Source organism: Pseudomonas fluorescens, from assembly GCF_018614775.1.
Lineage (GTDB): Bacteria > Pseudomonadota > Gammaproteobacteria > Pseudomonadales > Pseudomonadaceae > Aquipseudomonas > Aquipseudomonas fluorescens_BY.
On the sequence record NZ_JAGGOF010000028.1, the window covers coordinates 62,079 to 87,127 of the forward strand.

Sequence of the window (25,049 nt, forward strand, 5' to 3'; positions counted from 1 at the left end):
TCGCCACGGTCAGTCGTTTAACCGGCTCAACAGCGTTTCAATCTCCTCGAACCCCGGTCGTGCCAGCACTTCTGGCTGGCAGCAGCCGGCCTGCAAATCTTGCAGCGCTGTCAGCGCCGCGGCATCAAGCGCCGGTTCGATTCTCTCCAGCAGTTCCCCCAGTAAAATCCCGAAGGCCCGTACTTCGATGCGCTGCAATGCGCGCGTTTGCCTCGTGTCGGTGGTGGGATGGAACGACGCCGCACCAAAGTCCCCCAGCAGGCAGTCGCCTTGGTCGTTGAACAGAATGTTGTGCGCGTACAGATCACCGTGGGTGATGCCCTGGCGGTGCAGATGCGCCGCCACCGAGGCGATGCCGCGGGCGATGCGCAAGGCAGCGGAGGCGCTGACGCGCAGCTCGTCGGCATACACGTCGCGGGTGCACGAGGCCAGGCTTGGCAGCCCGGCGAGGTTGCGGTAACTGGGCTCGATCAGCGCCATCACCAGCCCGGCCTGCTCCTCGGGATGGCCGGCGACCTGGCCCAGCACGTCGATCAGGTTGGGGTGTCGACCGGCGGTGATGCAGGCGTGCATTTCGTGCAGCGGCGAACCGTCACTGGTCATCTGGCCTTTGTACAGTTTTACCGCAACGTTTCGCGCCGCCTGGCCTGGGGCTTGCCACAGCGCTTGGTAGATCACTCCCGACGCGCCTTCACCCAACGGTTGCTGCAGGTTCAACTGCGACCAGTCGATAGGCGTCGTCGTATTCAAAGCGACGGCGTCGGCCTGGGGTTCCAGCGGATTGCCGGCGTAAGCCAGCCAACTGAGGCTTGGCAGTTCCAGCAATCCTTGCGGCAGTTCAACCAGTTGATTGGCAGCGATGCGCAGCAGTTCGAGACGCTGGCACTGGCCCAGACTCGAAGGCAGCTGCTGTAAACGGTTACCGGCCAGCATCAGTTTTTGCAGGTGCGTGCGTTGGCCCAGTTCATCAGGGAGGTCGCTGATGCAGTTGTCGGTCAGGATCAGCCAGCGCAGCCGCAGCGGCAAGGCAGCGCCGGTTACGCGCTCAATGCGGTTGGCCTTGAAGCCGATCATGGTCAACGCGGCGCAACGGCCCAGGCATTCGGGCAGTTCGGTGAAGCGGTTGTCCGAGCAGAACAGCACCCGCAGGCGGGTCAGCCGATGCAGGTCGTCGGGCAGCGCGTCGAGTTGATTGCCGCTGAGGTTGAGAATTTCGAGGGAATCGGCCAGGTCGAAGATTTCCCGCGGAAACTGCGTCAGGCCGCAGGCCAGGTCCAGGCGAGTCGTGCCTGAGAGCTGGCCGGTGCGGAGTTGGGTGAGGGTATCCATGGATGGGGTCAGTTCATTGCGTCTGGACGCCGCATGATACCGGCAAAGCGTGGGTGGATGTGCTCGCCCTAGCGCTCGATACTGCGGTTCCACCGGGCGTTCCAGGCCGGGCGCTGTTCGTTGACCTGATCCCAATCCACGGCGATCGCGGTTCCCAGGTATTGCTTCATCGCTTCCACCTGGCCACGAGTCTTGTCGGTGGTCGGGGTGTTCGGGTTCGACGGGATCTGGTCGCCTTCTTCCAGGGCAATGGCCTGGGCTTCCGGCGTCAATAGAAATGCCGCGAGTTTCTGCGCCAGCTCAGGTTGGGTGTTCTGGGCGATGGTGCATTCGGCGACGTTGAGGACCACGGCGCCTTCCTTCGGTTGTGCGTACTCCACCGGCATGCCCTTGAGTTTAAGCGCGGTCACCTGGGTCGGCGTCAGCGGGAACAGGGCCGCTTCGTCGGTCTGCAGCATTTCGGAAATCTTCGCCGAGCTGGGAATGTATTCCAGCACGTTGCGCCCGATGGTGTTCGGCCAGGCCTTGAAGCCTGGTTCGACATCACTTTCGGTACCGCCCTGGATCCGGTTGAACATCAGGAAACCGTGCAGGCCGAAGGTCGACGAGGCCATCGACTGGAACACCACCTTGTCCTTGAAACGCGGGTCGGCCAAGTCCATCCAGGACGTCGGCGTGTTCCAGCCTTTTTCCTTGAACAGCCGCGTGTTGTAGGCCAGACCCGTCACCCCGAGGCTGACAGCGACGGCCTGATCCTTGATACGGCCCTTGGCCGGGATCTGCGCCAGGGTCGGGCTGTCCTGCAGCTTGTCGCACAGTCCCATGGAGATGGCGCGGTACATGATGCCGTCATCGAGGAACATCACGTGCATCTGCGGGTTGCCTTTACTCGCCTGGACCTTCGCCAGGATGTCGGCGGAGGTGCCGGGCACAATCACGACTTTGACGTTGTTGGCTTTCTCGAAGGCCGGCAGGACCTTGTCGGCGTAGAGCCGCTCCATGGTACCGCCGTTCATGCCCAGGTACAGCGTCGGCTCGGCGTGTGCCTGGCCAACGGTGAGCAATGCGCTCAAGCAGGAAAAACCCAGTAATGCAGTGCGTTTGACGTTATTCATGGCGCGACCTTCCTCTATCAAGCAACGGAGATGGAGTGAAACCGGGTGATGGAAAACGCATCCAGCGGCGTGCTTGATGCGCCGCTGCAGATGATCTCGGTGAGCGCCTGGCCCACCGCGGGACCGATCTGGAAGCCGGCGCCGGCAAAACCGAACGCATGCAGCAGGCCGGGTTGGGTGCCGCTGGGGCCGATCACCGGCTGGCGATCGGGCAGGTAGCCTTCGGTGCCGCTCCAGGTGCGAATCGCCTGGGCGCCTTCCAGAAACGGGTAAAGTTCGACTGCCTGGCGCAGGATTTCGAGCACGGCGTGCTGGCCGGGCCGGGCGCGCGCAGTGTCCAGGGCGAAACCCTGACCGCCCCCCAGCACGCAGTTGCCACGGGCGACTTGGCGCGCGTAGATACCGCCACCCTCGACGCCGGTGCTGGCGTCCATGACCACTGGCAGGGGTTCGGTGACCAGCATCGCCGGGTGCCCCGCGTGCATGGGCACCGCTTCGCCGAACTGCGCGGCGAAATGGCTCGCCCAGGCGCCGGCGCAATTGAGCAGCCACGGTGCATGGAACACCCGGCCGGTTTCGGTGTGTACGCTGAAGCGTCGGCCGTCGTGCTCGACGGTGCTGACGGCACATTGTTCGTGGATCTGCGCGCCATGCCGGCGGGCTGCCTGGGCAAAAGCCGGCGATACCAGGCGCGGGTTGGCGTGGCCGTCATCCGGACACAGCGACGCCCCCACCGCCACGGCGCCAACCCACGGGAAACGAGCGCGCAATTGGTCACGATCCAGCAGTTGCAGATCCAGGCCAAAGCCCTGGCTGCTGGCGGCGTAGTCGTGCAGGGCGCGCAGATCATCGAGGCTGCGGGCGAGTTTCAGATGACCGCTGCGCTGGTATTCGCCATCAATGCCGATCAACTCGGGCAACCGGCTCCAGATTTCATGGGCCCGTTGCGACAGGGGCAGTTGCGACAACGGTCGGCCCTGGCGGCGTACACCGCCGTAGTTCACGCCGCTTGCGTGCGAGCCGCAGAAATCCCGTTCCAGCAGTGCCACTCGGCGTCCGGCCTTGCTCAGGAACAGCGCGGCCGAGGCGCCGACGATGCCGCCGCCAATGATCACCACGTCGACTTCGCTCATGGCTCGACCTCCAGGCCGAACGGCACGGGCTTGATGGGCGCTTGGGCGCGCAGGCGACCAATCCCGGAAACCGGGCGACCGCTCGTGCAGGCAATGATTTCTGCCGCTGCGGCGCCGCACATCCGTCCCTGGCAGCGGCCCATGCCAACCCGGCAATGCGCCTTGACCCGGTTGATCTCCCAATGGCCTTCACCCACCACCCGGCGGATGTCGCCGACGCGGACTTCTTCGCAGCGGCAGATCATCAGATGGTCGGCGGCCTCGGCGGCCCAGTCCTCGGGAAAGGCAAATGCACGCTCCAGGCCTTGTCGGAACTGGCCGATGCGTTCGAGGGATTGCTCCAGTTCGCTGCAGCGTTGCGCGTCGATCAGATAGCCCATGTCTTCGAGCAAGGCCAGGGCCGACCGTTCACCGGCCATTTCCGCAGCGTCGGCGCCCATGATGGCGGCGCCGTCACCAGCCAGATAGACCCCGGGGACGCTGCTGCGCCCGGCGCGGTCCCGTAGCGGCAGCCAGGCGCGATTGAGGCTGTTCCAGGCGAATTCGCAGCCGAGCAGATCGGCCAGTTGGGTCTCGCTGCGCAAGCCATGGGCGAAGGCCACCGCGTCGCAGTCGAGGGTGTGTTCACCTTTGGCGTTGCGCCAGTGCAGCGACTGCACCCGGTGTTCGCCGTCGATACGCGACAGGCTTGCGCCTTGCTGCACGGGGATGCCGTGGGCAGTCAGCCAGGCGCGGTAGTAGAGGCCCTTGGCGAGGGTCGCCGGTTGCGCCAACAGGCCGGGCAGCGCGCGGACCTGGGCGCTGAAGGGGGAACTGTCGAGCACCGCGACCACGTTGGCGCCGGCTCGGGCGTATTGATACGCCACCAGATACAACAGTGGGCCGCTGCCGGCGAACACCACCCGCTCACCGATGGCGCAGCCCTGGAATTTCAGGGCAATCTGGGCGGCGCCCAGGCTGTAGGCCCCAGGCAGGGTCCAACCCGGTACTGGCAGGACCCGGTCGGTGGCACCGGTGGCGACGATCACGCTGGCGTATTCGAGACGGTCGGCGCGACCTTCGTGCAAGGTATCCAACAGGCCGGCTTCGGTATTCCACACCAATGTGTCGGGACGGTAATCGAGCTGTTCGCGCAGTTCGTCGAGGGTCTGGTGGATGGCGTTGGCCTTGTGCGCATCGAAGCCATAAAGCTTGACCGGCGAGCGCTTGAAGTTGGCCGGCTGCTGCCGATAGATCTGCCCGCCACCGCGGGCGGCCTCGTCCAGCAAGACCGGATACACGCCGTGGGCGACCAGCGTCTGCGCCGCCCGGATACCCGCCGGGCCGGCGCCGATGATGGCGGTGGGTTTCATGACCACCTCGTCGACAAGGCCTGGGGCTTTGTGGCGGTACATTCAGCGACGGTGGTGACAGACAATTTGCAATCGCGAGCAGGCTCGCTCCCACAGGGGATTTGTGGCGTACCCAACGTCGGGTACCACCACAGACTTACTGTGGGAGCGAGCCTGCTCGCGATGAGGTCATGCCTGCTGGAAACGGTCATACCAGCCGTCCCGGTTCGCGGCTGATGTGCTGGCCCGCTTCGAGCAGGGTCGAGCAGGCGCGGACGCGGCGGCCGTCGCCCAAGCGGACCCAGCAGTCCTGGCAGGCGCCCATCAGGCAGAAGCCGGCCCTGGGCTCGGCGCTGAAATCGCTGCCGCGCAGGTGCTCGCTGCAGGTCAGCACAGCGGTGAGCAGGGTGTCGCCCAACAGGCCGCTGGCCGGTGCGCCGTCGAGGGTAAAGTCCAGGGCCGGGCGGTCGCCTTCGGCCAGTCGTTTCAGCAGAGCCATGGCGCCCTCATTGTTTACCTACCAGAACCCGATCCAGGCCATAGACCCGATCAAGCAGAATCATGGTCAGCGCCGTGAGCGCGATGACCAGTGCCGACACCGCCGCCATCATCGGGTCGATGGATTCGGTGGCGTAGACATACATGCGCACCGGCAGGGTTTGCGTGGCCGGCGAAGTGACGAAGATCGACAGCGTGACCTCATCGAAACTGTTGATGAATGCCAACAACCAGCCCCCGGCCACACCCGGCAGAATCATCGGCAAGGTGATCTGCCGAAACAGCGTGAAGCGCCCGGCTCCCAGCGATTGCGCCGCCTGTTCGGCACTGCGATCCAGGCCGATGGCCGAGGCAAGCACCAGGCGCAGCACATACGGAGTGATCACCAGCACGTGGGCGAAGATCAGCCAGGCGAAGCTGCCGTTCACGCCCATCAGCGCGAACAAGCGCAGCAGCGCCACGCCAAGCACCAGGTGCGGAATGATGATCGGCGACAGGAACAGCCCGTTGAAAAAGTCTCGACCGGGGAATTCCAGGCGGGTGATCGCCAGGGCCGCCGGCACCGCAATCAGCGTCGCCAGCGAAGCCGCGCAAAACGCCAGGATCAGGCTGTTGTAGAACGCATCGACGAAGTCCGCGCGCTCGAACACCGCACGGAACCAGCGCAGGGAGAACGCCGTGGTCGGCAGGCTCAGGGTGTTTTCCGGGGTGAAGGCCACGAGGCACACCACCACCAGTGGCGCCAGCATGAACACCACCACCAAGGCATGGAACAACAGGGCGAAAGGACCGTTCCTGGACATGACGAATTACCCCAATGACTTCTTGTAGCGGCCTTCGATCATGCGGTTCCACGACAGCATGATCAGCAGGTTGAGCAGCAGCAGCGCGACGGCAATGGCCGCCCCCATGGGCCAGTTGAGCTCCGACAGGTACTGGTCGTAGATCAGCGTGGCGACCATTTTCAAGCGGCGTCCGCCGAGCAGTCCGGGGATGGCGAACGAACTGGCGGCGAGGCCGAACACGATCAGCGTGCCCGACAGCACGCCGGGCATGATCTGCGGCAGCACGACCTTGCGTATCACCGTGAACTGGCTCGCCCCCAGGGACAGCGCGGCCTGTTCGGCGGCGGGGTCGAGTTTTTGCAGCGAGGTCCAGACCGGAATGATCATGAACGGCAGCATCACATGGACCAGGGCGATGACCACGGCGAACGGTGTGTAGAGCAGTTTCATCGGCGAGCCGCCGAAGGCTTGCAGGGTCTGGTTGACCAGGCCATCGGCGCCGAGCAGGAGGCTCCAGCCGAAGGCCCGCACCACCACCGAAATCAGCAGTGGCGTGAGGATCAGGATCAGGAAAATCGAGCGCCACGGCGCGCCCATGCGACTGAGGACATACGCCTCGGGCACCCCGATCAACACGCATAACAGGGTGGTCAGGGCGCTGATCCACAGCGTGCGCAAGAAGATCTCATAGAAGTACGGATCGCCGAGCAGGCTGGTGTAGTGATCGAATGTATACGCGTCGCCGTTGATACCCGAGTTGTAGTCGAAGACGTTGAACGACAGCACCAGGGTCAGGCCCAGCGGGATCACCAACAGGCCCAGGTACAAGGCCAGGGCCGGCGCGGACATCAGGTAGCCCTGACGCCCGCGGCGCATCGCAGCGATCCACTTCATGCCGACACCTCGTCGGCGCTCAATACCCGCAGCAGGGCCGGGTCCCAATCGAGGCCCACCGCCGTGCCTTCGTTCAGTGGCGCGGAGCCGTCGTTGCGGCGTACCACGCAGAGTTCGTCCAGGTGGGTGGAAACGCCGTACAGCCATTGGCTGCCGAGAAAAAAGCGGCTGACGACCGTGCCTTGCAGCCGGCCTGAACCGGCCGGGCACAGGTCGATTTTTTCCGGGCGCAGGCTCAGCGTCAGGTCACCCTGGCCGTGGCTGCAGGCTTGAACGACGCCCGCACTGTCACGCTCGCCGGGCAGCAGGTTGGCTTTGCCGACGAAGCCGGAGATGAACTGGGTTCGTGGGTGTTCGTAGAGGGTGTACGGCGCGTCGATCTGGGTAATGCGCCCGGCTTGCATCACCACCACACGGTCACTGATGGACAGGGCTTCGGACTGGTCGTGGGTGACCATCAGCGTGGTGATCCCGACTTCGCGCTGGATGCGGCGGATCTCGTATTGCATCTCTTCGCGCAGGTTGGCGTCGAGGTTGGACAGCGGTTCGTCAAGCAGCAGCACCGGCGGCTCGATCACCAGCGCCCGGGCCAATGCCACGCGCTGGCGCTGGCCGCCGGAAAGCTCCCGGGGGTAGCGTTCGGCGTGTGCGTCCAGGCGCACCAGTTTCAGCACCCGGGCCACCCGTTGTTGCAGGTCGGCGTTGGCCACCTTGCGCATGCGCAGGCCGAAGGCGACGTTGTCCTTGACAGTCATGTGGGGAAACAGCGCGTAACTCTGGAACACCACGCCCAGGCCACGACTGGCGGGCTTGGCGTGGGTAATGTCGCGGCCGTCCAGCAGGATGCGCCCGCTGCTGACGTCGACGAAGCCGGCGATCATCTGCAAGGTGGTGGTCTTGCCGCAGCCGGAAGGGCCGAGCAGCGAGACGAATTCGCCTTTCTCCACCGAGAGGTTGGTGGCGACCACGGCGTCGATCGCGCCGTACCGTTTGCCAAGTTCTTCAAGTCGCACAAAAGCCATCGCTGCGCTCCACCTGGAATTGTTATGCGTCGCCGCGAGGCGCGCTTTTTTGTATGGGCAGATACGAAAGGGGGTACTGCGGGTGCGTTGGCGCTCGACCTGGGTCGGCTGCCGCTGTTGTTCGAATCGCCCCTGTATGGACGCAGAGTAGGACGAAGACTAGGATGGGCTCAATGATCTATTTCACTGAGAAGATGTTTATTTTCAGTTTTATTCATTGAGTAAATTTTAATTATGGATATTGGATGAATAATCCCACTGATCGGAATAGCGAAAAGAGCGAAGTCGGCGTCGGTGCGGTTTCGAGGTTGTTTGCCGTCCTGCGCAGCCTGGGGGACACCGCCGGGGGTGGCGAACGGGTGACGCAGCTGGCCCAGCGCATCGGGTTGTCCCAGCCAACCACGCATCGCCTGCTGCGCAGCCTGATGGACGAGGGCATGGTCGAGCAGGACGCGAGCACCAAGCGCTACCGACTGAGCCTGGACTTCTTCGCCCTGGCCGCCCGCGCCGGCAACACCGGCAACCTGCGGGAACTGGTGCGACCGGCCATGCTGCGGTTGTCAGCTTCTCTGGGCGACTCGCTGTTTCTGCTGGCGCGCAGCGGGTTCGATGCCATCTGTCTGGACCGTAGCGAAGGACCGTTTCCGATTCGCACCTTTACCGGTGACATCGGCGGCCGCGTGGCATTGGGCGTGGGCCAGGGCAGCCTGGCGATCCTGGCGTTCCTGCCGGAGGAGGAGCGCGACACGGTGATCCATTACAACCTGCCGCGGCTCAAGGATTTTCATTTGTACGACGAAGTCTTCCTGCGCTCGGAAGTGGAAAGCGTGCGTGCGCTCGGTTACGCCGGCCGCAATACCGGCGTGTTGCAGGGCATGGCCGGGGTCGCGGTGCCGATCCTGGATCGGGACGGTCGGGCCGTGGCCGCCTTGAGCGTGGCAACGGTGAGCGACCGCCTCGGGCCCGATCGCCTGCCGACGGTGGTGGAAATGCTCAAGCGCGAGGCGGCGCTGATCGGGCCGCGGATCAACCCGTTTGACCCGCTGCTGCGCCGGCCTTCGCAGGTGTTTGGGCAGGGGTGAGCAAAATTTCAAGAACACTCTTTCAAGAACACTCAGGCCCCTGTGGGAGCGAGCCTGCTCGCGATAGCGGTGGTCCAGTGAGTGATTATTTAACTGATACACCGCAATCGCGAGCAGGCTCGCTCCCACAGGTGATGGGGTGGTGATCAGAAATTCAGCGTTTGCTTGAGCCGCTGCGTCGTCGGCGTACCGCTGGGGATGACCATCGCATAGTTGTATCCCGGCCCGGACCAGTACTCGGCCTGTAACTCGCCATCGCGGCGACTGCCACGGGGCAGCAGGAAGTTTTTCGGGCCCGGCGGGCGTACGTAGAAACTGATTTTCTCGCCGCTCGGGTCCTGGTAAACCACCATGGCCGCCGCACCTTGCTCAGTGCTGAGCAAGCGGCCGCTGACCGGTTTGAAGCCCGCGCCGGACAGGTCCGGGAGTCGGTTGGCCTGAGTGAAGTAGCGGTCGAGCCAGTCTTGCATGCTGCGTGCGTCGCCGGTTTGGAAATCGGCCGGGAGCAGGCCCTGCTGGGCGAACAGCCGGTACGCCTGCAGCGCGTCAGCCATGGGCGCTGCACTGCTGAGCAGGGTCATTTCCCGCGCGTGCCAACCGCTGAATCCACCGACGCTGACGGCCAGCAGCAACACCGCCGCACTGGCCATGTAGCGCCTGGACCGATGCTTGAGGCGCTGACGAATCATCGCCGGGTCGAGCGCCGGATTGGCCGGTTGTTGCAACGCGCCACTGAAGGCGCTGCGCAGGTGTTGCGCGTCCTGTTGCCAAGCCCTGACCCGAGCGGCGACGTCGGGGTGGTTGGCGAGGTAGGTGTCCACCAGGCGCCGGTCGGCTTCGCTCAGTTGGCGATCGACATAGGCGTGCAGGTCGTTGTCGCTGGGGGGCATGTTGATCATTTGAGTATCCGCAGGGCAGGGCGGGTGATTTCGCCATCGCTGAGTTGGCGCAGGGCCTGGCGCGCGCGTGACAGGCGGGACATCACCGTGCCGGTCGGCACGCCGAGGATGTCGGCGACTTGTTGGTAGCTCAAGCCTTCCACCGAGACCCATAACAACAATGCACGTTGTTCCGTCGTGAGTTGGTCGAAGGCCTGCAGGGACGATAGCGCGATAACACTGCGCTCGGCCGAAGGGTGGCCATCGTCGCGGCCGGTGAAGAATTCCAGCATGCGCGCATAGCGCCGGGAACGGCGATGGGCGTCGAGAAACTGCCGGTACAGAATCGAGAACAGCCAGGCCCGCAGATCGCCGTCCGGACGCTTGTCGTTCCATTTCGACAACGCCCGTTCCAGGCACGTCTGCACCAGGTCGTCGGCGTTGCTCGGGTTGCGCGTCAGCGACACGGCAAAGCGCCGTAGCCTGGGGATGAGCTCGCGCAGCTGTTCATCGAGTTCGTTCATGGGCGTGTGGCTTCTAGGGGCAGTCGCTGCACCGGGACTGGAAAGACGACCCGCGAACGAGATTATTCCAGTGCAGGAAAAATAAATACGAGGCGCGGGAATAAACCTGCAAGCCCTTCGTCTGACGGGTCCTTTCCGCAAATGGCCTCGGGCCTTGGAGCTTTGTCATGGTTGACCCTTCCTCTTCACCGAGTCGGCCGCCCTTGAGTGCAGCAACCCTGGCCCTGCGCCTGGCCGGCATTGCCGTGGTTGTCGCGGCGCTGGGCGGGGCGTTTGCCTACGTCAATGGCACCCTTGATCCACAGCGACTGACGCCCAAGGCGCTGGTCAATATCCTGGAGCAGAACAACGGGACCCACCCGGGGTTTCGGCGCAATCACTCAAAAGGTGTCTGTGTGGCGGGCTACTTCGAGAGCACTGGCGAGGCCGGCGCCTATTCCACTGCCCAGGTGTTCACGCAAGCACGAACACCGGTGGTCGGACGCTTTGCCTTGCCCAGCGGCAACCCCTATGCACCGGATGGCAGCGTGCCGATTCGCAGCCTGGCGCTGCGTTTTACCCAGGCCAACGGCCAGCAATGGCGCACGGGCATGAACAGCATGCCGGTGTTCCCGGTGGGGACGCCCGAGGCTTTCTACCAATTCCAGCAGGCCCAGTCGCCGGATCCTGCCACCGGAAAACCCAACCCTGCGGCCGTACCGGCGTTCTTTGCCGCTCACCCGGAAGCCATGCCCTTCCTGCAATGGATCAAGACCGCCAAGCCATCGGCCAGTTATGCCACCGAGACCTATAACGGCATCAACGCGTTCTATCTGATCAACCCCACCGGACAGCGCCAGGCGGTGCGCTGGGGCGTGGTGCCGATGAGCCAGGACGCCGCGGACGCGACGCCACCTCAGGGCGCCGATTTCCTTGAGCAGGACCTGGTAAAGCGTCTTGCCGCCGGGCCGTTGCGCTGGCAGTTGAACATCACCTTGGCCAATCCGGGCGATCCGGTGACTGACGCCAGCAAGCCCTGGCCGGCTGATCGCAAGGTGCTCAATGCCGGCACGCTGGTGCTGGAGCGCACCCAGGCGCAGGACAACGGTGAGTGCCGCGATATCAATTATGACCCGCTGATCCTGCCCGCCGGCATCGAAGGTTCCGACGATCCGCTGTTGGCGGCGCGTTCCGCCGCGTATGCCAGCTCGTACCTGCGCCGCACCAGCGAAGTCCATCAGTTGCCCGCCACCCAGGAGTCCCGCCCATGAGCGCCCCCCGTCACTTTGCACCGCTGGCCCGGCTGCTGCATTGGCTGATGGCATTGATGATCATTGCCATGCTGTTTATTGGCGCGGGCATGGTCGCTTCGGTGTCCGAACGCCATGAATGGTTGCTCCAACTGCACAAGCCTTTGGGGATCGCGATTTTGCTGCTGGTGATCGCGCGCCTGGTGGTGCGCTTTACCACTCGACAGCCACCGCTGCCGGCCGATCTGCCAAGCTGGCAGGTGTTGGCGGCAAAGGCTTCGCATGGGTTGTTGTACGCCCTGATGCTGATTCTGCCGCTGTTGGGCTGGGCAATGATTTCAGCGGCGGGCGATCCGGTGATGCTCGGCCATTCGCTGCGACTGCCCGCGATCCTGCCCGCGATCCTGCCCGCGCACGCGCAGACCTTCGCGATGCTGCGAAAGGCCCATGGTTACCTGGCTTATTTGTTGTTCCTGACGGTGCTGGTGCATCTGGCGGCAGCGCTGTTTCACGCCTGGGTGCGTCGGGATGAGGTGATGGACAGTATGTTGCGTGGCAAGGGCTGATTCGTAAAAACGGTGGGGAGAACACATTCCCTCCCACCGGGTTGCGCGATCTGTACGCTGGGTCAGCGCAACTCGTCCACCAGGTCGCCAAGGGTGCTCAATACGTCCTTGCCCAACTGCATCGAACGCTTACCCGACCAGCCAGTGAGTGGATTCGGGTGATCGTCGTGGTCCTTGAACGGCATTTCCAGGGTCAGGGACAAACAGTCGTATTTCTGCCCGACTGCGTTGCAGGCCAAGGTCATGTTGGCTTGGCCCGGCTCGTCGCGGGTGTAGCCGTGAACGGTCTGGAAGTCTTTGGTCTGGTGCTTGAGGTGGCTGCGAAAGCGCTCTTCGAGGTGGGCGATGCGCGGCGTGTAGCCTGGGTTGCCTTCGCAGGCGGCCGTGAACACGTGGGGAATTTCCTCATCGCCATGCACGTCCAGGAACAGGTCGACGCCGTACTTTTCCATCTGCTGCTGTACGAAAAACACCTCAGGGCTGATTTCCAAACTGGCGTTCTGCCAGGCACGGTTGAGGTCCTGCCCATTAGCGTTGGTCCGCAAATGCCCGTGGAACGCACCGTCCGGGTTCATGTTGGGTACCAGGTACAAGTCGGCCTTGTCGAGCAGTCGGTTCAGTTGCGCATCATCATGTTGCTGGAGGCGCTCGATCACGCCCTCCATGAACCACTCGGCCATGTGCTCGCCGGGATGCTGTTGGGCGATGATCCAGATTTTCCGCCGGCCTTCGCCACCGTTGCCCTTGCGCAGCAGTTGAATGTCACGGCCCTCGACGCTTTTGCCAACGGCCAGCAGTTCGGTGCCGGCCTTGTGCAGTGCTTGCTCGATCAGCCAATCGTGACGGCCGCGACTGTACGGTTCGAAGTAGGCGAACCAGGCGTGGGGTTGTTCTGCCTCCAAGTGAAAGCGCAGGGCATCACCTTCATATTGAGTAGGGATACGGAACCAGTTGACGTGATCGTAGGATGCAACGGTCTGGTAGCCGGTCCATGCCTTGCTATACGACGATTGGCTGGCATTGAGCAGCCGGAAGGAATACTCCTGGCCGACGTGCAGGCCACTGGCCTTGAAGTGGAACCACTGGAAATGAGCACTGCGGGTATCGGGCCTGATCTTGAGGAGCGACTGTAGCGGGTTGCTGATGTCGACGACTTCAATGTTGCCGCTGTCAAAGTTGGCGCTGATTTCAAAAGAAGATTTAGCCACGGTCACCATTCCCGAAAAGGATGTTCATGGCGGTTACTTTACACGCAAGGAGGGGGAAGTCGGGACGATTTACATCAACGGCGAGGGGGGGCGTCCTCCCTGGACGCTGGGTCAGCTTAGAGCGTCCGTTATTGATTCTCAAGTGCTGCCGTGGAGAGTTTCTGGCCGCGTGGAACAGGGGGAGGCTTGTAAGTGAATCTTCATTTGATACCATCCCGCCAGCAGATTCAGCGACACCCAAAGACTTCATTGGCCTGAAGCCATGAGCCGAAAAATCGGCAAAAAAAGACCCGGCAAAAGCCGGGTCAAAAACCGTGATTAGCCTGATGAGGAGATATCCCAGCAGTCCGACCTAAGGGCTTCTGGGCTATCACTGATCTCGCGATCAGTTGATGCAATAATAATCATTATCATTTGCAAGTCAAATGGTTTTATTGCATCGATTGGAAATTTTCCCGTTGTCCATTTGCGGCAACCTTACTGCGCATTACGCCTGACGAGTCGGGTAGCCATCCAGGGATCGGTCAAGCATCACCTTGACCAGGTCAATCATGTGCACCACCGAAAATGCCAGGTCACGGCTCGAACCGTCCAGCCGATTGGCGGACTCGTGAGCCGTGGCTGCCGCACAGCGCAGCAGATCGCACGCATGGACAAGGGCTTCCTCCGCGCCGATGTTATGGTTGGCGTCGAAGAACCGGTGCTCTGTCGGCGCTTCTGAAACACCCGGTTTCAAGTAATAGTCGAGCGCCCTTTTAGCGGCTGGGCAATCCTGAAGTGGGGGGAACGTGCTATCGAACGGGTTGTTGGGCTGATCTTTGTTGAGTGTGTCCATGGTGTCATGTGTCTCCGTGTGGGGGCTGAAATCCTTAATTCAGAATAGTACCTATCGTAATTGTGACGATAATTTAAATACTACAATTTGTGTTTTGACGGTCGGAGCCAGCCACGTATCGTGCCGCACATGGATAAATGGATAGAGTTGGTCAAGGCCAAGATGAAGGAGCTGCGCGTCACGCAAGTGGTGCTCGCAGAACGGTTGGGCATGTCCCAGGGCGGCGTCGGCCATTGGCTGACCAAGCGCCGGCAGCCCAGTGTCGATGACATGAATCGGGTCCTGAAGGAGCTGGGCCTGGAGTTTCTTGAAGTGGCGATGGTGATTCGAGAGCCGGACACCTCGACGGAGGAGGGCATGACCCTGGCGCAGAAGTACAACCCGTACTTCCGGTACCCGGTCAGTGAATGGCACGAGGTCGGCAACGTACGCGACGGCGATCTGCGCTATGAGCTGACGGATTACCACGCCCAGGGGGATGCGTTCTGGCTGGTGGTGGTGGGCGATGCGATGACCGCACCGAGCGGTTTGAGCATACCCGAGGGCATGTCGATCCTGGTGGATCCGGCCATCGAAGCCGTGCCCGGCAAGCTGGTGGTTGCCTACCTGCCCGGCAGCAGCGATGCGACCTTTCGTAAACTGATCGAGGAAAGCGGGCAGCGTTACCTGGTCCCGCTCAATCCGACTTACCCGAAAAGCCTGTACACCGAGCAATGCCGCCTGATCGGTGTGGTCGTGCAAGCCACCATTCGTTTTTAACCGGATCGGCCCTGCAAACGGGCCGATGCCTATTCGTCGAACGCTACCAGTGTGCTGCCCTCACTGACCATTTCGCCTTCCTGGCAATACAGCGCCTTGATCACACCGGCCTGGGGTGCACGAATGCTGTGCTCCATTTTCATCGCTTCCAACACCACCAGTTGCGCCCCAGCCTCGACCGCCTGGCCGGCACTCACCAGCACCCGTACGATGCTGCCGTTCATGGGCGCCGTCAGGCCGCCTTGATGGCTGTGGCTGGCCTCTGCGGCGGCCAGTGGGTCGTACAGGTCGACACGGTGCAAGTCACCGTCCCATTGCAGGTACAGGCTTTCGCCCTGGCGAATGGCGCGATGACTGCGGCGCAGGCCGTTGCGCTCGATCACCAGTTGCTCGCCCTGGCGTGCCGCACGCTGATCGATGGCGTTCAGGGTGATCGTGCGATCCTGTCCTTCGCAGCTTAAGTGCAGGCTGGTTTCCCTTGGCAGCCCCAGGCGCAGGCCGGTAGCGCTGGACCAGGGTGAGTGGGCGTCGTCGGCACGCACCTGCGGCGTCAGGCTCAAGGCGAAACCCTGCGCTGCTGCGACCCAGAAGTCGTCATCCAACTCGCCAGGCTCTGGCAGCAATTGCGCCTGGTAGCGTGGGATAAATCCAGTGTCCAACTCTGCCGCCGCAAAGGCGGGGTGGGCGACGATGCGTCGCAGAAAATCGATGTTGGTTTTCAGCCCGCCGATGGCAAACTCGTCGAGCATGCTCAGCAGCCGCAGTCGCGCCTGTTCCCGGTCCTCACCCCAGGCAATCAGCTTGCCGAGCATCGGGTCGTAGAACGGTGAGATCTCATCGCCTTCCTCAACCCCACTGTCGACCCGGCGGCCCGGCCCCTCGGCTGATTCGCGATACAACGCCAGGCGCCCGGTGGCCGGGAGGAAATCGTTGGCCGGGTCTTCGGCGTACAGCCGCACTTCGATGGCATGGCCCCGTAACGGCACCTGCTCCTGGGTGATCGGCAACGGTTCGCCCTGTGCAACGCGGATCTGCCAGGCCACCAGGTCCAATCCGGTAATCGCTTCGGTGACCGGGTGCTCGACCTGCAACCGGGTGTTCATTTCCATGAAGAAAAATTCGCCCCGCGAATCCAGCAGGAACTCCACCGTGCCAGCACCCTCATAGCCTATCGCCTGGGCCGCGCGCACCGCCGCCTCACCCATCGCCCGGCGCAGTTGCGGAGTCAGGCCGGGAGCAGGGGCTTCTTCCACCACTTTCTGATGGCGGCGTTGGATCGAACAATCACGTTCATTGAGGTACAGGCAGTGGCCGTGTCGGTCGGCAAAGACCTGGATTTCCACGTGGCGCGGCTTGAGCAGGTATTTTTCCACCAGCATCCGCGAATCACCGAACGAGGACTGCGCTTCGCGCTGAGCCGAAGCCAGGGCCTCGGCCAGTTGGCTGACGTCCTCGACGACTTTCATGCCCTTGCCGCCACCGCCGGCGGTGGCCTTGAGCAGCACCGGGTAGCCAATGCGTTCGGCGGCATCGCGGAACGTGTCCAGGTCCTGGGCTTCACCGTGGTAGCCCGGTACCAGGGGCACGCCCGCTGTTTCCATCAGGGCCTTGGCCGCGGATTTGCTGCCCATGGCATCAATGGCCGAGGCGGGTGGGCCGAGGAAGATCAGCCCGGCGTTTTCGATCGCCCGGGCGAATCCGGCGTTTTCGGACAGGAAGCCATAGCCGGGGTGAATGGCCTGGGCGCCACTGGCCTGGGCGGCGGCGATCAGCTTATCGATCTGCAGGTAGCTGTCAGCCGCCTTGCTGCCGCCCAGGTCGACACGGATGTCGGCTTCACGGCTATGGCGGGCGTCGCGATCGGTGGCGCTGTGCACGGCAATGGTGGTCAGGCCCATGGCCTTGGCGGTGCGCATCACGCGGCAGGCGATTTCGCCACGGTTGGCCACCAGTAACGTGGTGAGGACGGGGGCGCTCATCGACGCGGCTCCTTGTTGACATTCGACTCGGCTTGCCAGCTTGGCGCGCGCTTTTGCAAGAAGGCCCGCAGGCCTTCCTGGCCCTCCGGGCTGACGCGGATGCGGGCGATGGCGTTTTCGGTGTAGCGCCGCAACGCCGGGGTGAGGGCGCCGTTACCGACTTCGCGCAACAAGTCCTTGCTGGCGCGCATGGCCGCCGGGCTGTTGAGCAACAGGTTGTCGACCCACTGTTCAAGGTGATGCTCCAGCGCCTCGGCCGGGTAACTTTCCGACAGCAAACCGATCTCTCTCGCACGTTGCCCGCCGAAACGTTCTGCGGTCAGGGCGTAACGCCGGGCGGCGCGCTCGCCGATGGCCTGGACCACGAACGGGCTGATCACCGCCGGCGCCAAACCGATGCGCACTTCCGACAGGCAGAACTGCGCCTCATCGGCGCCGATCGCCATGTCGCAGGCACTGATCAAGCCCAGTGCGCCGCCGAACGCCGCCCCCTGGACGACGGCCAGCGTGGGAATTTTCAACTTGGCGAGGTTGTACATCAGCTCCGCCAGTTCCCGGGCATCGTCCAGGTTGGTGTGGTAGTCGAGCTCGGCCGATTGCTGCATCCAGGCCAGGTCGGCGCCGGCGCTGAAATGTTTGCCACGGCCACGGACCAGCAGGAAGCGCAGGTTCGGATCGCTGCTGACCTGGTCCAGGGCCAGAATCAGTTCGCGGATCATTTCGGCGTTGAACGCGTTGTTCTTCGACTCGCGGCTCAGCCACAGGGTGGCGAAGCCGCGTGGGTCGCTGAGCAGTTCGAGGGTGTTGAAGTTATCCATGGGCATTCCCCGTTTACATCCGGAACACGCCGAAGCGGCTCGATTCGATGGGCGCGTTGAGTGAAGCGGACAAGGCCAGGCCCAGCACATCGCGGGTCTGGGCCGGGTCGATGACGCCGTCGTCCCACAGCCGCGCGCTGGAGTAGTAGGGGTGACTCTGTTCTTCGTACTGATCGAGGATCGGCTGCTTGATCTCGGCTTCCTGGGTCGCGCTGAACGGATGGCCACTGCGCTCGGCCTGTTCGCGCTTGACCTGCACCAGCACCCCGGCTGCCTGCTCGGCGCCCATCACCCCAATCCGCGCGTTCGGCCACATCCACAGGAACCGTGGGTCGTACGCCCGGCCGCACATGCCGTAGTTGCCCGCGCCGAAGCTGCCGCCGATGATCACGGTGAATTTCGGCACCCGGGCGCAAGCCACCGCCGTGACCAGCTTCGCGCCGTGCTTGGCGATGCCGCCGGCTTCGTATTTCTGCCCAACCATGAAGCCGGTGATGTTCTGCAGGAACAGCAGCGGGATGCCGCGCTGGCAGGCCAGCTCGATGAAGTGCGCGCCTTTCTGCGCCGCTTCGGCAAAGAGAATCCCGTTGTTCGCCAGAATGGCGATGGGGTAGCCGTGCAGATGAGCAAAGCCGCACACCAGGGTGGTGCCGAACAGTGCCTTGAACTCATCGAACACCGAGCCGTCCACCAGGCGTGCGATCACTTCCCGGACATCGAACGGCTGCTTGGGATCCGCCGATACCACGCCGTACAGCTCGTCGCTCGAATACAGCGGGGCGATAGGCTGGCGTTGTTGCACCTCGCCCAGTTTGCGCCAGTTGAGGTTGGCCACGCTGCGGCGGGCCAGGGCCAGGGCATGTTCGTCGTTGTCGGCGTAATGGTCAGCCACGCCCGAGATCTTGCAGTGCACATCGGCGCCGCCGAGGTCTTCGGCACTGACCACTTCACCCGTGGCGGCCTTCACCAGCGGCGGGCCGGCGAGGAAGATGGTGGCCTGCTGGCGAACCATGATCGCCTCGTCCGCCATCGCCGGCACATAAGCGCCGCCAGCGGTGCAGGAACCCATGACCACCGCAAGCTGCGGGATTCCCTGGGCACTCATGTTGGCCTGGTTGAAGAAGATCCGGCCGAAATGCTCGCGGTCCGGGAACACTTCATCCTGGCGTGGCAGGTTGGCACCACCGGAGTCCACCAGGTAAATGCAGGGCAGGCGATTCTGCTGAGCGATGGTCTGGGCGCGCAAGTGTTTCTTAACCGTCAGCGGGTAATAGGAGCCACCTTTTACAGTGGCGTCGTTGGCGACAATCATGCATTCGACGCCTTCCACGCGGCCGATGCCGGCAATCACGCCAGCGGCGGGAACGTCCTCGCCATACACTTCGTGGGCGGCGAGGGGGCTGATCTCCAGAAACGGCGAACCGGGATCCAGCAGCCGGTTGATGCGTTCCCGGGGCAGCAATTTACCCCGGGAGGTATGGCGCTCCTGAGCCTTGGGACCGCCGCCTTGCTGGACCTGGGCAAGCAAGATGCGCAGGGCCTCGACCTGTGCGAGCATCGCGTCGCGGTTGGCGACAAACTCCGGCGAACGGGGGGTGAGCTGGGTGTGCAGGATCATGGCTACTCCGTAGCAGCTTTGAGCTTCAAGCTACAAGCGACAAGTAAAAGCGCGGTTCTCGTGCCGCTTGAAGCTTGCCGCTCGGCGCTGACGAAATTCATTTCGTTTCGTTAAACAGTTCGCGACCGATCAGCATCCGACGAATCTCACTGGTGCCGGCACCGATTTCGTACAGCTTGGCGTCGCGTAGCAGGCGACCGGCCGGGAATTCGTTGATGTAGCCATTGCCACCGAGGATCTGGATCGCGTCGAGGGCCATTTGCGTGGCGCGTTCGGCGCTGTAGAGGATCACCCCGGCGGCGTCCTTGCGAGTGGTCTCGCCGCGTTCGCAGGCCTGGGCCACCGCATACAGGTAAGCGCGGCTGGCATTGAGCTGGGTGTACATGTCGGCGACCTTGCCCTGGATCAGCTGGAATTCGCCGATGCTCTGGCCGAACTGCTTGCGGTCGTGGATGTACGGCACGATCAGGTCCATGCAAGCCTGCATGATTCCGGTGGGGCCGCCGGAGAGCACCACGCGTTCATAGTCGAGCCCGCTCATCAGCACTTTCACACCACCGTTGAGCACGCCAAGAATGTTCTCCTCCGGGACTTCGACGTCATCGAAGAACAGCTCGCAGGTGTTGGAACCGCGCATGCCGAGCTTGTCGAATTTGTTGCTGCGGCTGAAGCCTTGCCAGTCGCGCTCGACAATAAACGCCGTGATGCCGTGGGCGCCTTTTTCCAGGTCGGTCTTGGCGTAGATCACATAGGTGTTGGCGTCGGGGCCGTTGGTGATCCAGGTCTTGCTGCCGTTGAGCACGTAACGGTCGCCACGCTTGTCGGCGCGCAGCTTCATCGACACCACGTCGGAACCGGCATTGGGCTCGCTCATGGCGAGTGCGCCGATGTGTTCGCCGCTGATCAACCTGGGCAGATACTTGGTTTTTTGCTCGTGATTGCCGTTGCGGTTGATCTGGTTCACACAGAGGTTGGAGTGCGCGCCGTAGGACAGGGCCACCGAGGCCGACCCACGGCTGATTTCTTCCATCGCCACCACGTGGGCCAGGTAGCCCAGGCCGGCGCCGCCATATTCTTCCGGTACGGTAATGCCGAGCAGGCCCATGTCACCGAACTTGCGCCACAGGTCAGCGGGAAACAGGTTGTCGATATCAATCTGAGCCGCCCGAGGGGCGATTTCCTTGGCAACGAAGGCTTGCACCTGGTCGCGCAGCATGTCGATGGTTTCGCCGAGGGCAAAGTTCAGGGATGGGTAGCTCATGGGACACCTTTGGCTTTTTTATCGGGTGCGGAGCGCTGGGAAATGGCTCTCAACTTGACGTTAACGTAAACCTGGGGCAAATGGCTGTCAATCACCTTTACGTTAACGTCAACTTGGTCCAGAGTAGAGGCGGCTGGCAGCGTGCTCCTGTGGGAGCCGAGCTTGCTCGCGATGAACGATAACGCGGTCTCCCGGCACGGAACCGAGGCGCCTTCATCGCGAGCAGCTCGGCTCCCACAGGTTGCGTTGCACAGGTTCAAGCGTAGCAACCCACTAATAAAGACAAGAGGGGGCGTCATGGATCAACCCGGGGCGCATTCGCAGCTCAGCTACACCCACGGCTCTCAGACCAAGGCCTTACTGGCGCAGACCATTGGCCAGGCTTTCGACCAGACCGTGGATCGTTATCCTGACGGCGAGGCGCTTGTGGTTCGCCATCAGTCGCTGCGCTACACCTGGCAACAGCTGGCCGACGCTGTCGATCTGCATGCCCGAGCGTTGTTGGCGCTGGGACTGAAAACCGGTGACCGCCTCGGCGTGTGGGCGCCCAACTGTGCCCAGTGGTGCATCAGCCAGTTTGCCAGTGCGAAGATCGGCGTGATTCTGGTCAACATCAACCCGGCCTATCGGGTTTCCGAATTGGAATACGTGCTCAAGCAATCCGGCTGCCAGTGGCTGGTGTGTGCCGGGGCGTTCAAGACCTCGGATTACCACGCCATGCTGCAAGCGCTCGCGCCGGAGCTGGCAGAGCAGTCGATCGGCCAGATGCACAGCGAGCGGTTGCCGGACTTGCGTGGTGTAATCAGCCTCGACCGCCAGCCGCCATCGGGTTTCCTGCCCTGGTCGCAACTGGCATCCCTTGGCGCGTCGATCACCACCGGGCAGTTGGCTGAGCGCCAGGCCAGCCTGCATTACGATCAGCCGGTGAACATCCAGTACACCTCGGGCACCACCGGTTTTCCCAAGGGCGCGACCCTCAGTCATCACAACATCCTCAACAACGGCTACATGGTCGCAGAGAGTCTGGGGCTGACCGCCGCCGACCGACTGGTGATTCCGGTGCCGCTCTACCATTGCTTTGGCATGGTCATGGGCAACCTGGGCTGCATGACCCACGGCAGCACCATGATCTACCCCAACGATGCATTTGATCCGTTACTGACCCTGAGCGCCGTGGCTGAAGAAAAGGCCACGGCGCTCTATGGCGTGCCCACCATGTTCATCGCCCTGCTGGATCAGCCACAGCGCGGCGAGTTCGACGTGTCCAGCCTGCGCACCGGCATCATGGCTGGGGCCACGTGCCCGATCGAAGTGATGCGCCGGGTCATCAACGAGATGCACATGAGCGAGGTACAGATTGCCTACGGCATGACGGAAACCAGTCCGGTGTCATTGCAGACCGGTCCTTCAGACGACCTGGAGTTACGGGTGACTACCGTCGGTCGCACCCAGCCGCAACTGGAAAGCAAAATCGTCGATGAAACCGGTGAGATCGTGCCCCGCGATGAGATTGGCGAGCTGTGTACCCGTGGTTACAGCGTGATGCTCGGCTATTGGAACAACCCCAAGGGCACTGCCGAAGCCATCGACCGGGACCGCTGGATGCACACGGGCGACCTGGCGACCATGGACGAGCAGGGCTATGTCCGTATCGTCGGGCGTAACAAGGACATGATCATCCGTGGCGGTGAGAATATTTACCCGCGCGAGCTGGAAGAGTTCTTCTTTACCCACCCGGCGGTGGCGGACGTGCAGGTGATCGGCATCCCCTGCCAGCGCTATGGGGAGGAGATCGTCGCCTGGATCAAATTCCATCCCGGCCACAGTGCCACCGAACAGGAGCTGCAAACCTGGTGCAAGGAGCGCATTGCGCACTTCAAGACGCCACGGCACTTCAGGTTCGTCGAGGCGTTTCCGATGACGGTAACGGGCAAGGTCCAGAAATTCCGCATGCGGGAAATCAGTATCGAAGAGCTGTGCGATAAAAAAGACTAGCCTCAACCCCACAAAGGAAACCCAAACACCAGACAGCACAAAGGGGAGCCGAAGCTCCCCTTTAATTTTGTCGTCGCGTGCTCTTTTTTATTATTGAGGGGCGGCCTGTTGTTGTTTTTGGCAGCCGTGACCCTTTACCGCTGTTTTTGGCGATCCCCATCCGGGATCAAGAGCAAACGTATTTTTTTGAGCGCTGATCTGCTTTTTCGCCTTGCGATCCAACCGATTCGGGAGCTACCTGAAGGTAGTTTTATTGTTCTCTGCCCGGTTGCGGGTTGCTCCTGGAAGCACCCTGAAAAGCCCATCTTCTCCAAAAAAATCTGTTAGCTGCGTCTCTGCCGTGTTGTTTTTGTTATGTCAGAGTCGTTTCGTCTTGTTTTTATTGGGTTTGCTGCGTTTTTTTATTCTTGTTATGCCAGAGATATAGCAGGTGCCGTGCCAACTTTAAAAATTCTATTAAAATCAACAAGTTGAAAATTCTGCTAAAAAAATCTGTCAGAGCAAACCTGACAAATTGTTTCCGTGTTACTCGTTTCGTCGCCGTTACTAAACCCTGCGGTAACACCTCACTGTGCGCTGCGGGCCTTGGCGACGCGCGAGCCGGTGGGGCGGCCGAGCACGTCACAGATCTGTCGGCCCGCGCCGATCAAGGCCTCCAGGTCGACGCCGGTTTCGATGCCCAAGCCATTGAGCAGGTAGAGCACGTCTTCGGTGGCGACGTTACCGCTGGCGCCCTTGGCATAAGGGCAGCCACCCAAGCCGGCGATGGAACTGTCGAACACCGCGATGCCCTCCAACAGGCTGGCGTACACGTTGGCCATGGCCTGGCCGTAGGTGTCGTGGAAATGCCCGGCGAGCTTGTCCCGCGGCACGTGCGCGCCAACTGCCTCGAACAGCCTGCGTGTCGCGCCGGCAGTGCCCGTGCCGATGGTGTCGCCCAGGGATACTTCATAGCAGCCCATCGCATACAGCTCACGCGCGACCCAGGCGACCTGTTCGGGCTTGACCGCACCTTCATAGGGGCAACCCAGCACGCAGGAGACGTAACCGCGCACGTTGACGCCGTGTTGCTTGGCGGCCGCCATGATCGGCGCGAAGCGTTCCAGGCTCTCCTGGATGGAGCAGTTGATGTTGCGCTGGGAGAACGCTTCGGACGCGGCGGCAAACACCGCCACTTCTTTCACCCCAGCCGCCAACGCGTCTTCAAAACCCCGCAGGTTCGGCGCCAGGGCGCCATAGGTCACGCCGGGTTTGCGCTGGATCTGCGCGAAGACCTCGGCAGAACCGGCCATTTGCGGCACCCACTTGGGCGAGACAAAACTGCCGACCTCGATGTAACCCAGGCCGGCGGCGCTCAAGGCATCCACCAGTGTCACCTTGTCGGCGACGCTGATGGGCTGCGCCTCATTTTGCAGGCCGTCGCGGGGGCCGACTTCGATCAAGCGTACAAAGGAAGGGAGGGACATGGGGTTGACCTGTAGTAGTGGAGGCGTTGAGCAATGTGGGAGCGGGCTTGCTCGCGAATGCGGACTTATAGCTGGCGAATGTGTTGGCTGACACACCGCTTTCGCGAGCAAGCCCGCTCCCACGAGGGATCTACATCGTTATTGAACAGCTTCCTGCCCCTTGATCGTCTGCTCCAGCGCCTGGATGCAGCGTTCTTCGGCCGTATCGAGTTCCAGCTTCATCTGTTCGATGTCCAGCAATTGCTGTTCGAGCTGTTCGCGGCGTTCGGTGATTTTTGCCAGCATGCTGTGCAGTTGTTTCTGATTGCCGCTGGTGGGGTCGTAGAGTTCGATCAGTTCGCGGCACTCGGCCAGGGAAAAGCCGATGCGCTTGCCCCGCAGGATCAGCTTCAGGCTGACCTTGTCCCGCGGCGAATAAATGCGTTCCTGTCCCCGCCGCTCCGGGCTCAACAGGCCTTGTTCTTCATAGAAGCGGATGGCCCGGGTGGTGATGTCCAGCTCGCGGGCGAGGTCGGAGATGCTGTAGGTCTGGCTGCTCATGGACGCGCTCGAAACAAAAGGGGCTGGCGCTAAGCTAAAGGCAGGTTGACGTTTGCGTCAAGCAATGAGACGCCCTCGCTTCATGGCACACGCAGAACCTGTGGGAGCGAGCCTGCTCGCGATAGCGCTGGATCGGCCGGTATCAATGTTGCCTGACCTGACGCTATCGCGAGCAGGCTGAACT

The 25,049-nt window shown here is 62.4% G+C and carries 23 protein-coding genes; 5 read left to right on the forward strand and 18 right to left on the reverse strand.

Annotated elements, in window-relative coordinates:
- Nucleotides 1–9: 9 nt before the first annotated feature.
- From J7E36_RS08150 to J7E36_RS08185, 8 genes are all read right to left on the reverse strand, one after another.
- On the reverse strand, nt 10–1,329 hold the full coding sequence (locus J7E36_RS08150) for a leucine-rich repeat-containing protein kinase family protein (RefSeq protein ID WP_215001673.1): 1,320 nt from the start codon (nt 1,327–1,329) through the stop codon (nt 10–12).
- A gap of 68 nt (nt 1,330–1,397) precedes the next feature.
- A complete protein-coding gene (locus tag J7E36_RS08155) occupies nt 1,398–2,444 on the reverse strand; it encodes an ABC transporter substrate-binding protein (protein WP_215001675.1) in 1,047 nt (348 codons plus the stop codon).
- 17 nt (nt 2,445–2,461) lie between these two features.
- A complete protein-coding gene (locus tag J7E36_RS08160; RefSeq protein ID WP_215001677.1) occupies nt 2,462–3,577 on the reverse strand; it encodes an NAD(P)/FAD-dependent oxidoreductase in 1,116 nt (371 codons plus the stop codon).
- Nucleotides 3,574–4,929: an NAD(P)/FAD-dependent oxidoreductase gene (locus tag J7E36_RS08165; RefSeq protein ID WP_215001679.1), complete on the reverse strand. Its 1,356-nt coding sequence runs from the start codon at nt 4,927–4,929 to the stop codon at nt 3,574–3,576. Before J7E36_RS08165 ends, J7E36_RS08160 begins: the two co-directional genes overlap by 4 nt.
- Nucleotides 4,930–5,116: 187 nt before the next feature.
- Entirely contained in the window at nt 5,117–5,407 is a 291-nt protein-coding gene (locus tag J7E36_RS08170; RefSeq protein ID WP_215001681.1) for a (2Fe-2S)-binding protein, read from the reverse strand.
- A gap of 7 nt (nt 5,408–5,414) precedes the next feature.
- A complete protein-coding gene (locus J7E36_RS08175; RefSeq protein WP_215001683.1) occupies nt 5,415–6,209 on the reverse strand; it encodes an ABC transporter permease in 795 nt (264 codons plus the stop codon).
- A 6-nt stretch (nt 6,210–6,215) separates the two neighbouring features.
- Entirely contained in the window at nt 6,216–7,085 is an 870-nt protein-coding gene (locus tag J7E36_RS08180) for an ABC transporter permease (protein ID WP_215001685.1), read from the reverse strand.
- Entirely contained in the window at nt 7,082–8,107 is a 1,026-nt protein-coding gene (locus J7E36_RS08185; protein WP_215001687.1) for an ABC transporter ATP-binding protein, read from the reverse strand. Before J7E36_RS08185 ends, J7E36_RS08180 begins: the two co-directional genes overlap by 4 nt.
- A 245-nt stretch (nt 8,108–8,352) precedes the next feature.
- On the opposite strand from J7E36_RS08185, the gene J7E36_RS08190 reads away from it, so the two are divergent.
- A complete protein-coding gene (locus J7E36_RS08190) occupies nt 8,353–9,189 on the forward strand; it encodes an IclR family transcriptional regulator (protein ID WP_215001689.1) in 837 nt (278 codons plus the stop codon).
- Between the two features lie 146 nt (nt 9,190–9,335).
- Here J7E36_RS08190 and J7E36_RS08195 read toward each other — a convergent pair whose 3' ends face one another.
- The gene (locus J7E36_RS08195; RefSeq protein ID WP_215001691.1) at nt 9,336–10,088 is read right to left on the reverse strand and encodes an anti-sigma factor family protein; all 753 of its coding nucleotides are present in this window, start codon (nt 10,086–10,088) and stop codon (nt 9,336–9,338) included.
- Nucleotides 10,085–10,591: a sigma-70 family RNA polymerase sigma factor gene (locus J7E36_RS08200; RefSeq protein ID WP_215001693.1), complete on the reverse strand. Its 507-nt coding sequence runs from the start codon at nt 10,589–10,591 to the stop codon at nt 10,085–10,087. The genes J7E36_RS08195 and J7E36_RS08200 overlap by 4 nt, the downstream gene beginning before the upstream one ends.
- 167 nt (nt 10,592–10,758) lie before the next feature.
- On the opposite strand from J7E36_RS08200, the gene J7E36_RS08205 reads away from it, so the two are divergent.
- Both J7E36_RS08205 and J7E36_RS08210 read left to right on the forward strand, forming a co-directional pair.
- Nucleotides 10,759–11,841 carry a catalase family peroxidase gene (locus J7E36_RS08205; RefSeq protein ID WP_215001695.1) on the forward strand — a complete coding sequence of 361 codons (1,083 nt, stop codon included), beginning with the start codon at nt 10,759–10,761 and terminating at the stop codon, nt 11,839–11,841.
- Nucleotides 11,838–12,386, forward strand: a complete 549-nt coding sequence (locus J7E36_RS08210) for a cytochrome b (RefSeq protein WP_215001697.1) — start codon at nt 11,838–11,840, stop codon at nt 12,384–12,386. Before J7E36_RS08205 ends, J7E36_RS08210 begins: the two co-directional genes overlap by 4 nt.
- 62 nt (nt 12,387–12,448) lie before the next feature.
- Here the strand turns inward: J7E36_RS08210 and J7E36_RS08215 are convergent, their stop codons facing one another.
- Together J7E36_RS08215 and J7E36_RS08220 are read right to left on the reverse strand one after the other, a co-directional pair.
- Nucleotides 12,449–13,600: a M14 family metallopeptidase gene (locus tag J7E36_RS08215; RefSeq protein WP_215001721.1), complete on the reverse strand. Its 1,152-nt coding sequence runs from the start codon at nt 13,598–13,600 to the stop codon at nt 12,449–12,451.
- A gap of 481 nt (nt 13,601–14,081) precedes the next feature.
- Complete coding sequence (locus J7E36_RS08220) at nt 14,082–14,429, reverse strand: DUF6124 family protein (RefSeq protein WP_215001699.1); 348 nt, start codon at nt 14,427–14,429, stop codon at nt 14,082–14,084.
- Nucleotides 14,430–14,558: 129 nt separating this feature from the next.
- Here J7E36_RS08220 and J7E36_RS08225 point away from each other — a divergent pair, with 129 nt between their 5' ends.
- Complete coding sequence (locus J7E36_RS08225; RefSeq protein WP_215001701.1) at nt 14,559–15,188, forward strand: LexA family protein; 630 nt, start codon at nt 14,559–14,561, stop codon at nt 15,186–15,188.
- A gap of 29 nt (nt 15,189–15,217) precedes the next feature.
- On the opposite strand, the gene J7E36_RS08230 is transcribed toward J7E36_RS08225, so the two are convergent.
- The 4 genes from J7E36_RS08230 to J7E36_RS08245 form a co-directional block, all read right to left on the reverse strand.
- Complete coding sequence (locus J7E36_RS08230; protein WP_215001703.1) at nt 15,218–17,167, reverse strand: acetyl/propionyl/methylcrotonyl-CoA carboxylase subunit alpha; 1,950 nt, start codon at nt 17,165–17,167, stop codon at nt 15,218–15,220.
- Nucleotides 17,164–17,985: a gamma-carboxygeranoyl-CoA hydratase gene (locus tag J7E36_RS08235; RefSeq protein WP_215001705.1), complete on the reverse strand. Its 822-nt coding sequence runs from the start codon at nt 17,983–17,985 to the stop codon at nt 17,164–17,166. Before J7E36_RS08235 ends, J7E36_RS08230 begins: the two co-directional genes overlap by 4 nt.
- Nucleotides 17,986–17,998: 13 nt before the next feature.
- On the reverse strand, nt 17,999–19,603 hold the full coding sequence (locus J7E36_RS08240) for a carboxyl transferase domain-containing protein (RefSeq protein WP_215001707.1): 1,605 nt from the start codon (nt 19,601–19,603) through the stop codon (nt 17,999–18,001).
- Between the two features lie 97 nt (nt 19,604–19,700).
- Entirely contained in the window at nt 19,701–20,864 is a 1,164-nt protein-coding gene (locus tag J7E36_RS08245; protein ID WP_215001709.1) for an isovaleryl-CoA dehydrogenase, read from the reverse strand.
- 297 nt (nt 20,865–21,161) lie between these two features.
- On the opposite strand from J7E36_RS08245, the gene J7E36_RS08250 reads away from it, so the two are divergent.
- Complete coding sequence (locus J7E36_RS08250) at nt 21,162–22,859, forward strand: AMP-binding protein (protein ID WP_215001711.1); 1,698 nt, start codon at nt 21,162–21,164, stop codon at nt 22,857–22,859.
- Between the two features lie 566 nt (nt 22,860–23,425).
- Here J7E36_RS08250 and J7E36_RS08255 read toward each other — a convergent pair.
- Together J7E36_RS08255 and J7E36_RS08260 are read right to left on the reverse strand one after the other, a co-directional pair.
- Nucleotides 23,426–24,325: a hydroxymethylglutaryl-CoA lyase gene (locus tag J7E36_RS08255; protein WP_215001713.1), complete on the reverse strand. Its 900-nt coding sequence runs from the start codon at nt 24,323–24,325 to the stop codon at nt 23,426–23,428.
- Between the two features lie 138 nt (nt 24,326–24,463).
- Nucleotides 24,464–24,865 carry a MerR family transcriptional regulator gene (locus tag J7E36_RS08260; protein WP_215001715.1) on the reverse strand — a complete coding sequence of 134 codons (402 nt, stop codon included), beginning with the start codon at nt 24,863–24,865 and terminating at the stop codon, nt 24,464–24,466.
- Between the last annotated feature and the right edge of the window lie 184 nt (nt 24,866–25,049).

Excerpts from the sequence above, each read along its gene's own strand:
- J7E36_RS08220 (WP_215001699.1), bottom strand. The coding sequence starts at position 14,429 with ATGGACACACTCAACAAAGATCAGCCCAACAACCCGTTCGATAGCACG.
- J7E36_RS08180 (WP_215001685.1), bottom strand. The coding sequence starts at position 7,085 with ATGAAGTGGATCGCTGCGATGCGCCGCGGGCGTCAGGGCTACCTGATG.
- J7E36_RS08190 (WP_215001689.1), top strand. The coding sequence starts at position 8,353 with ATGAATAATCCCACTGATCGGAATAGCGAAAAGAGCGAAGTCGGCGTC.
- J7E36_RS08240 (WP_215001707.1), bottom strand. The coding sequence starts at position 19,603 with ATGATCCTGCACACCCAGCTCACCCCCCGTTCGCCGGAGTTTGTCGCC.
- J7E36_RS08230 (WP_215001703.1), bottom strand. The coding sequence starts at position 17,167 with ATGAGCGCCCCCGTCCTCACCACGTTACTGGTGGCCAACCGTGGCGAA.
- J7E36_RS08250 (WP_215001711.1), top strand. The coding sequence starts at position 21,162 with ATGGATCAACCCGGGGCGCATTCGCAGCTCAGCTACACCCACGGCTCT.
- J7E36_RS08150 (WP_215001673.1), bottom strand. The coding sequence starts at position 1,329 with ATGGATACCCTCACCCAACTCCGCACCGGCCAGCTCTCAGGCACGACT.
- J7E36_RS08205 (WP_215001695.1), top strand. The coding sequence starts at position 10,759 with ATGGTTGACCCTTCCTCTTCACCGAGTCGGCCGCCCTTGAGTGCAGCA.
- J7E36_RS08170 (WP_215001681.1), bottom strand. The coding sequence starts at position 5,407 with ATGGCTCTGCTGAAACGACTGGCCGAAGGCGACCGCCCGGCCCTGGAC.
- J7E36_RS08160 (WP_215001677.1), bottom strand. The coding sequence starts at position 3,577 with ATGAGCGAAGTCGACGTGGTGATCATTGGCGGCGGCATCGTCGGCGCC.
- J7E36_RS08260 (WP_215001715.1), bottom strand. The coding sequence starts at position 24,865 with ATGAGCAGCCAGACCTACAGCATCTCCGACCTCGCCCGCGAGCTGGAC.
- J7E36_RS08245 (WP_215001709.1), bottom strand. The coding sequence starts at position 20,864 with ATGAGCTACCCATCCCTGAACTTTGCCCTCGGCGAAACCATCGACATG.
- J7E36_RS08225 (WP_215001701.1), top strand. The coding sequence starts at position 14,559 with ATGGATAAATGGATAGAGTTGGTCAAGGCCAAGATGAAGGAGCTGCGC.
- J7E36_RS08155 (WP_215001675.1), bottom strand. The coding sequence starts at position 2,444 with ATGAATAACGTCAAACGCACTGCATTACTGGGTTTTTCCTGCTTGAGC.
- J7E36_RS08255 (WP_215001713.1), bottom strand. The coding sequence starts at position 24,325 with ATGTCCCTCCCTTCCTTTGTACGCTTGATCGAAGTCGGCCCCCGCGAC.
- J7E36_RS08210 (WP_215001697.1), top strand. The coding sequence starts at position 11,838 with ATGAGCGCCCCCCGTCACTTTGCACCGCTGGCCCGGCTGCTGCATTGG.
- J7E36_RS08165 (WP_215001679.1), bottom strand. The coding sequence starts at position 4,929 with ATGAAACCCACCGCCATCATCGGCGCCGGCCCGGCGGGTATCCGGGCG.
- J7E36_RS08185 (WP_215001687.1), bottom strand. The coding sequence starts at position 8,107 with ATGGCTTTTGTGCGACTTGAAGAACTTGGCAAACGGTACGGCGCGATC.
- J7E36_RS08195 (WP_215001691.1), bottom strand. The coding sequence starts at position 10,088 with ATGATCAACATGCCCCCCAGCGACAACGACCTGCACGCCTATGTCGAT.
- J7E36_RS08200 (WP_215001693.1), bottom strand. The coding sequence starts at position 10,591 with ATGAACGAACTCGATGAACAGCTGCGCGAGCTCATCCCCAGGCTACGG.
- J7E36_RS08175 (WP_215001683.1), bottom strand. The coding sequence starts at position 6,209 with ATGTCCAGGAACGGTCCTTTCGCCCTGTTGTTCCATGCCTTGGTGGTG.
- J7E36_RS08235 (WP_215001705.1), bottom strand. The coding sequence starts at position 17,985 with ATGGATAACTTCAACACCCTCGAACTGCTCAGCGACCCACGCGGCTTC.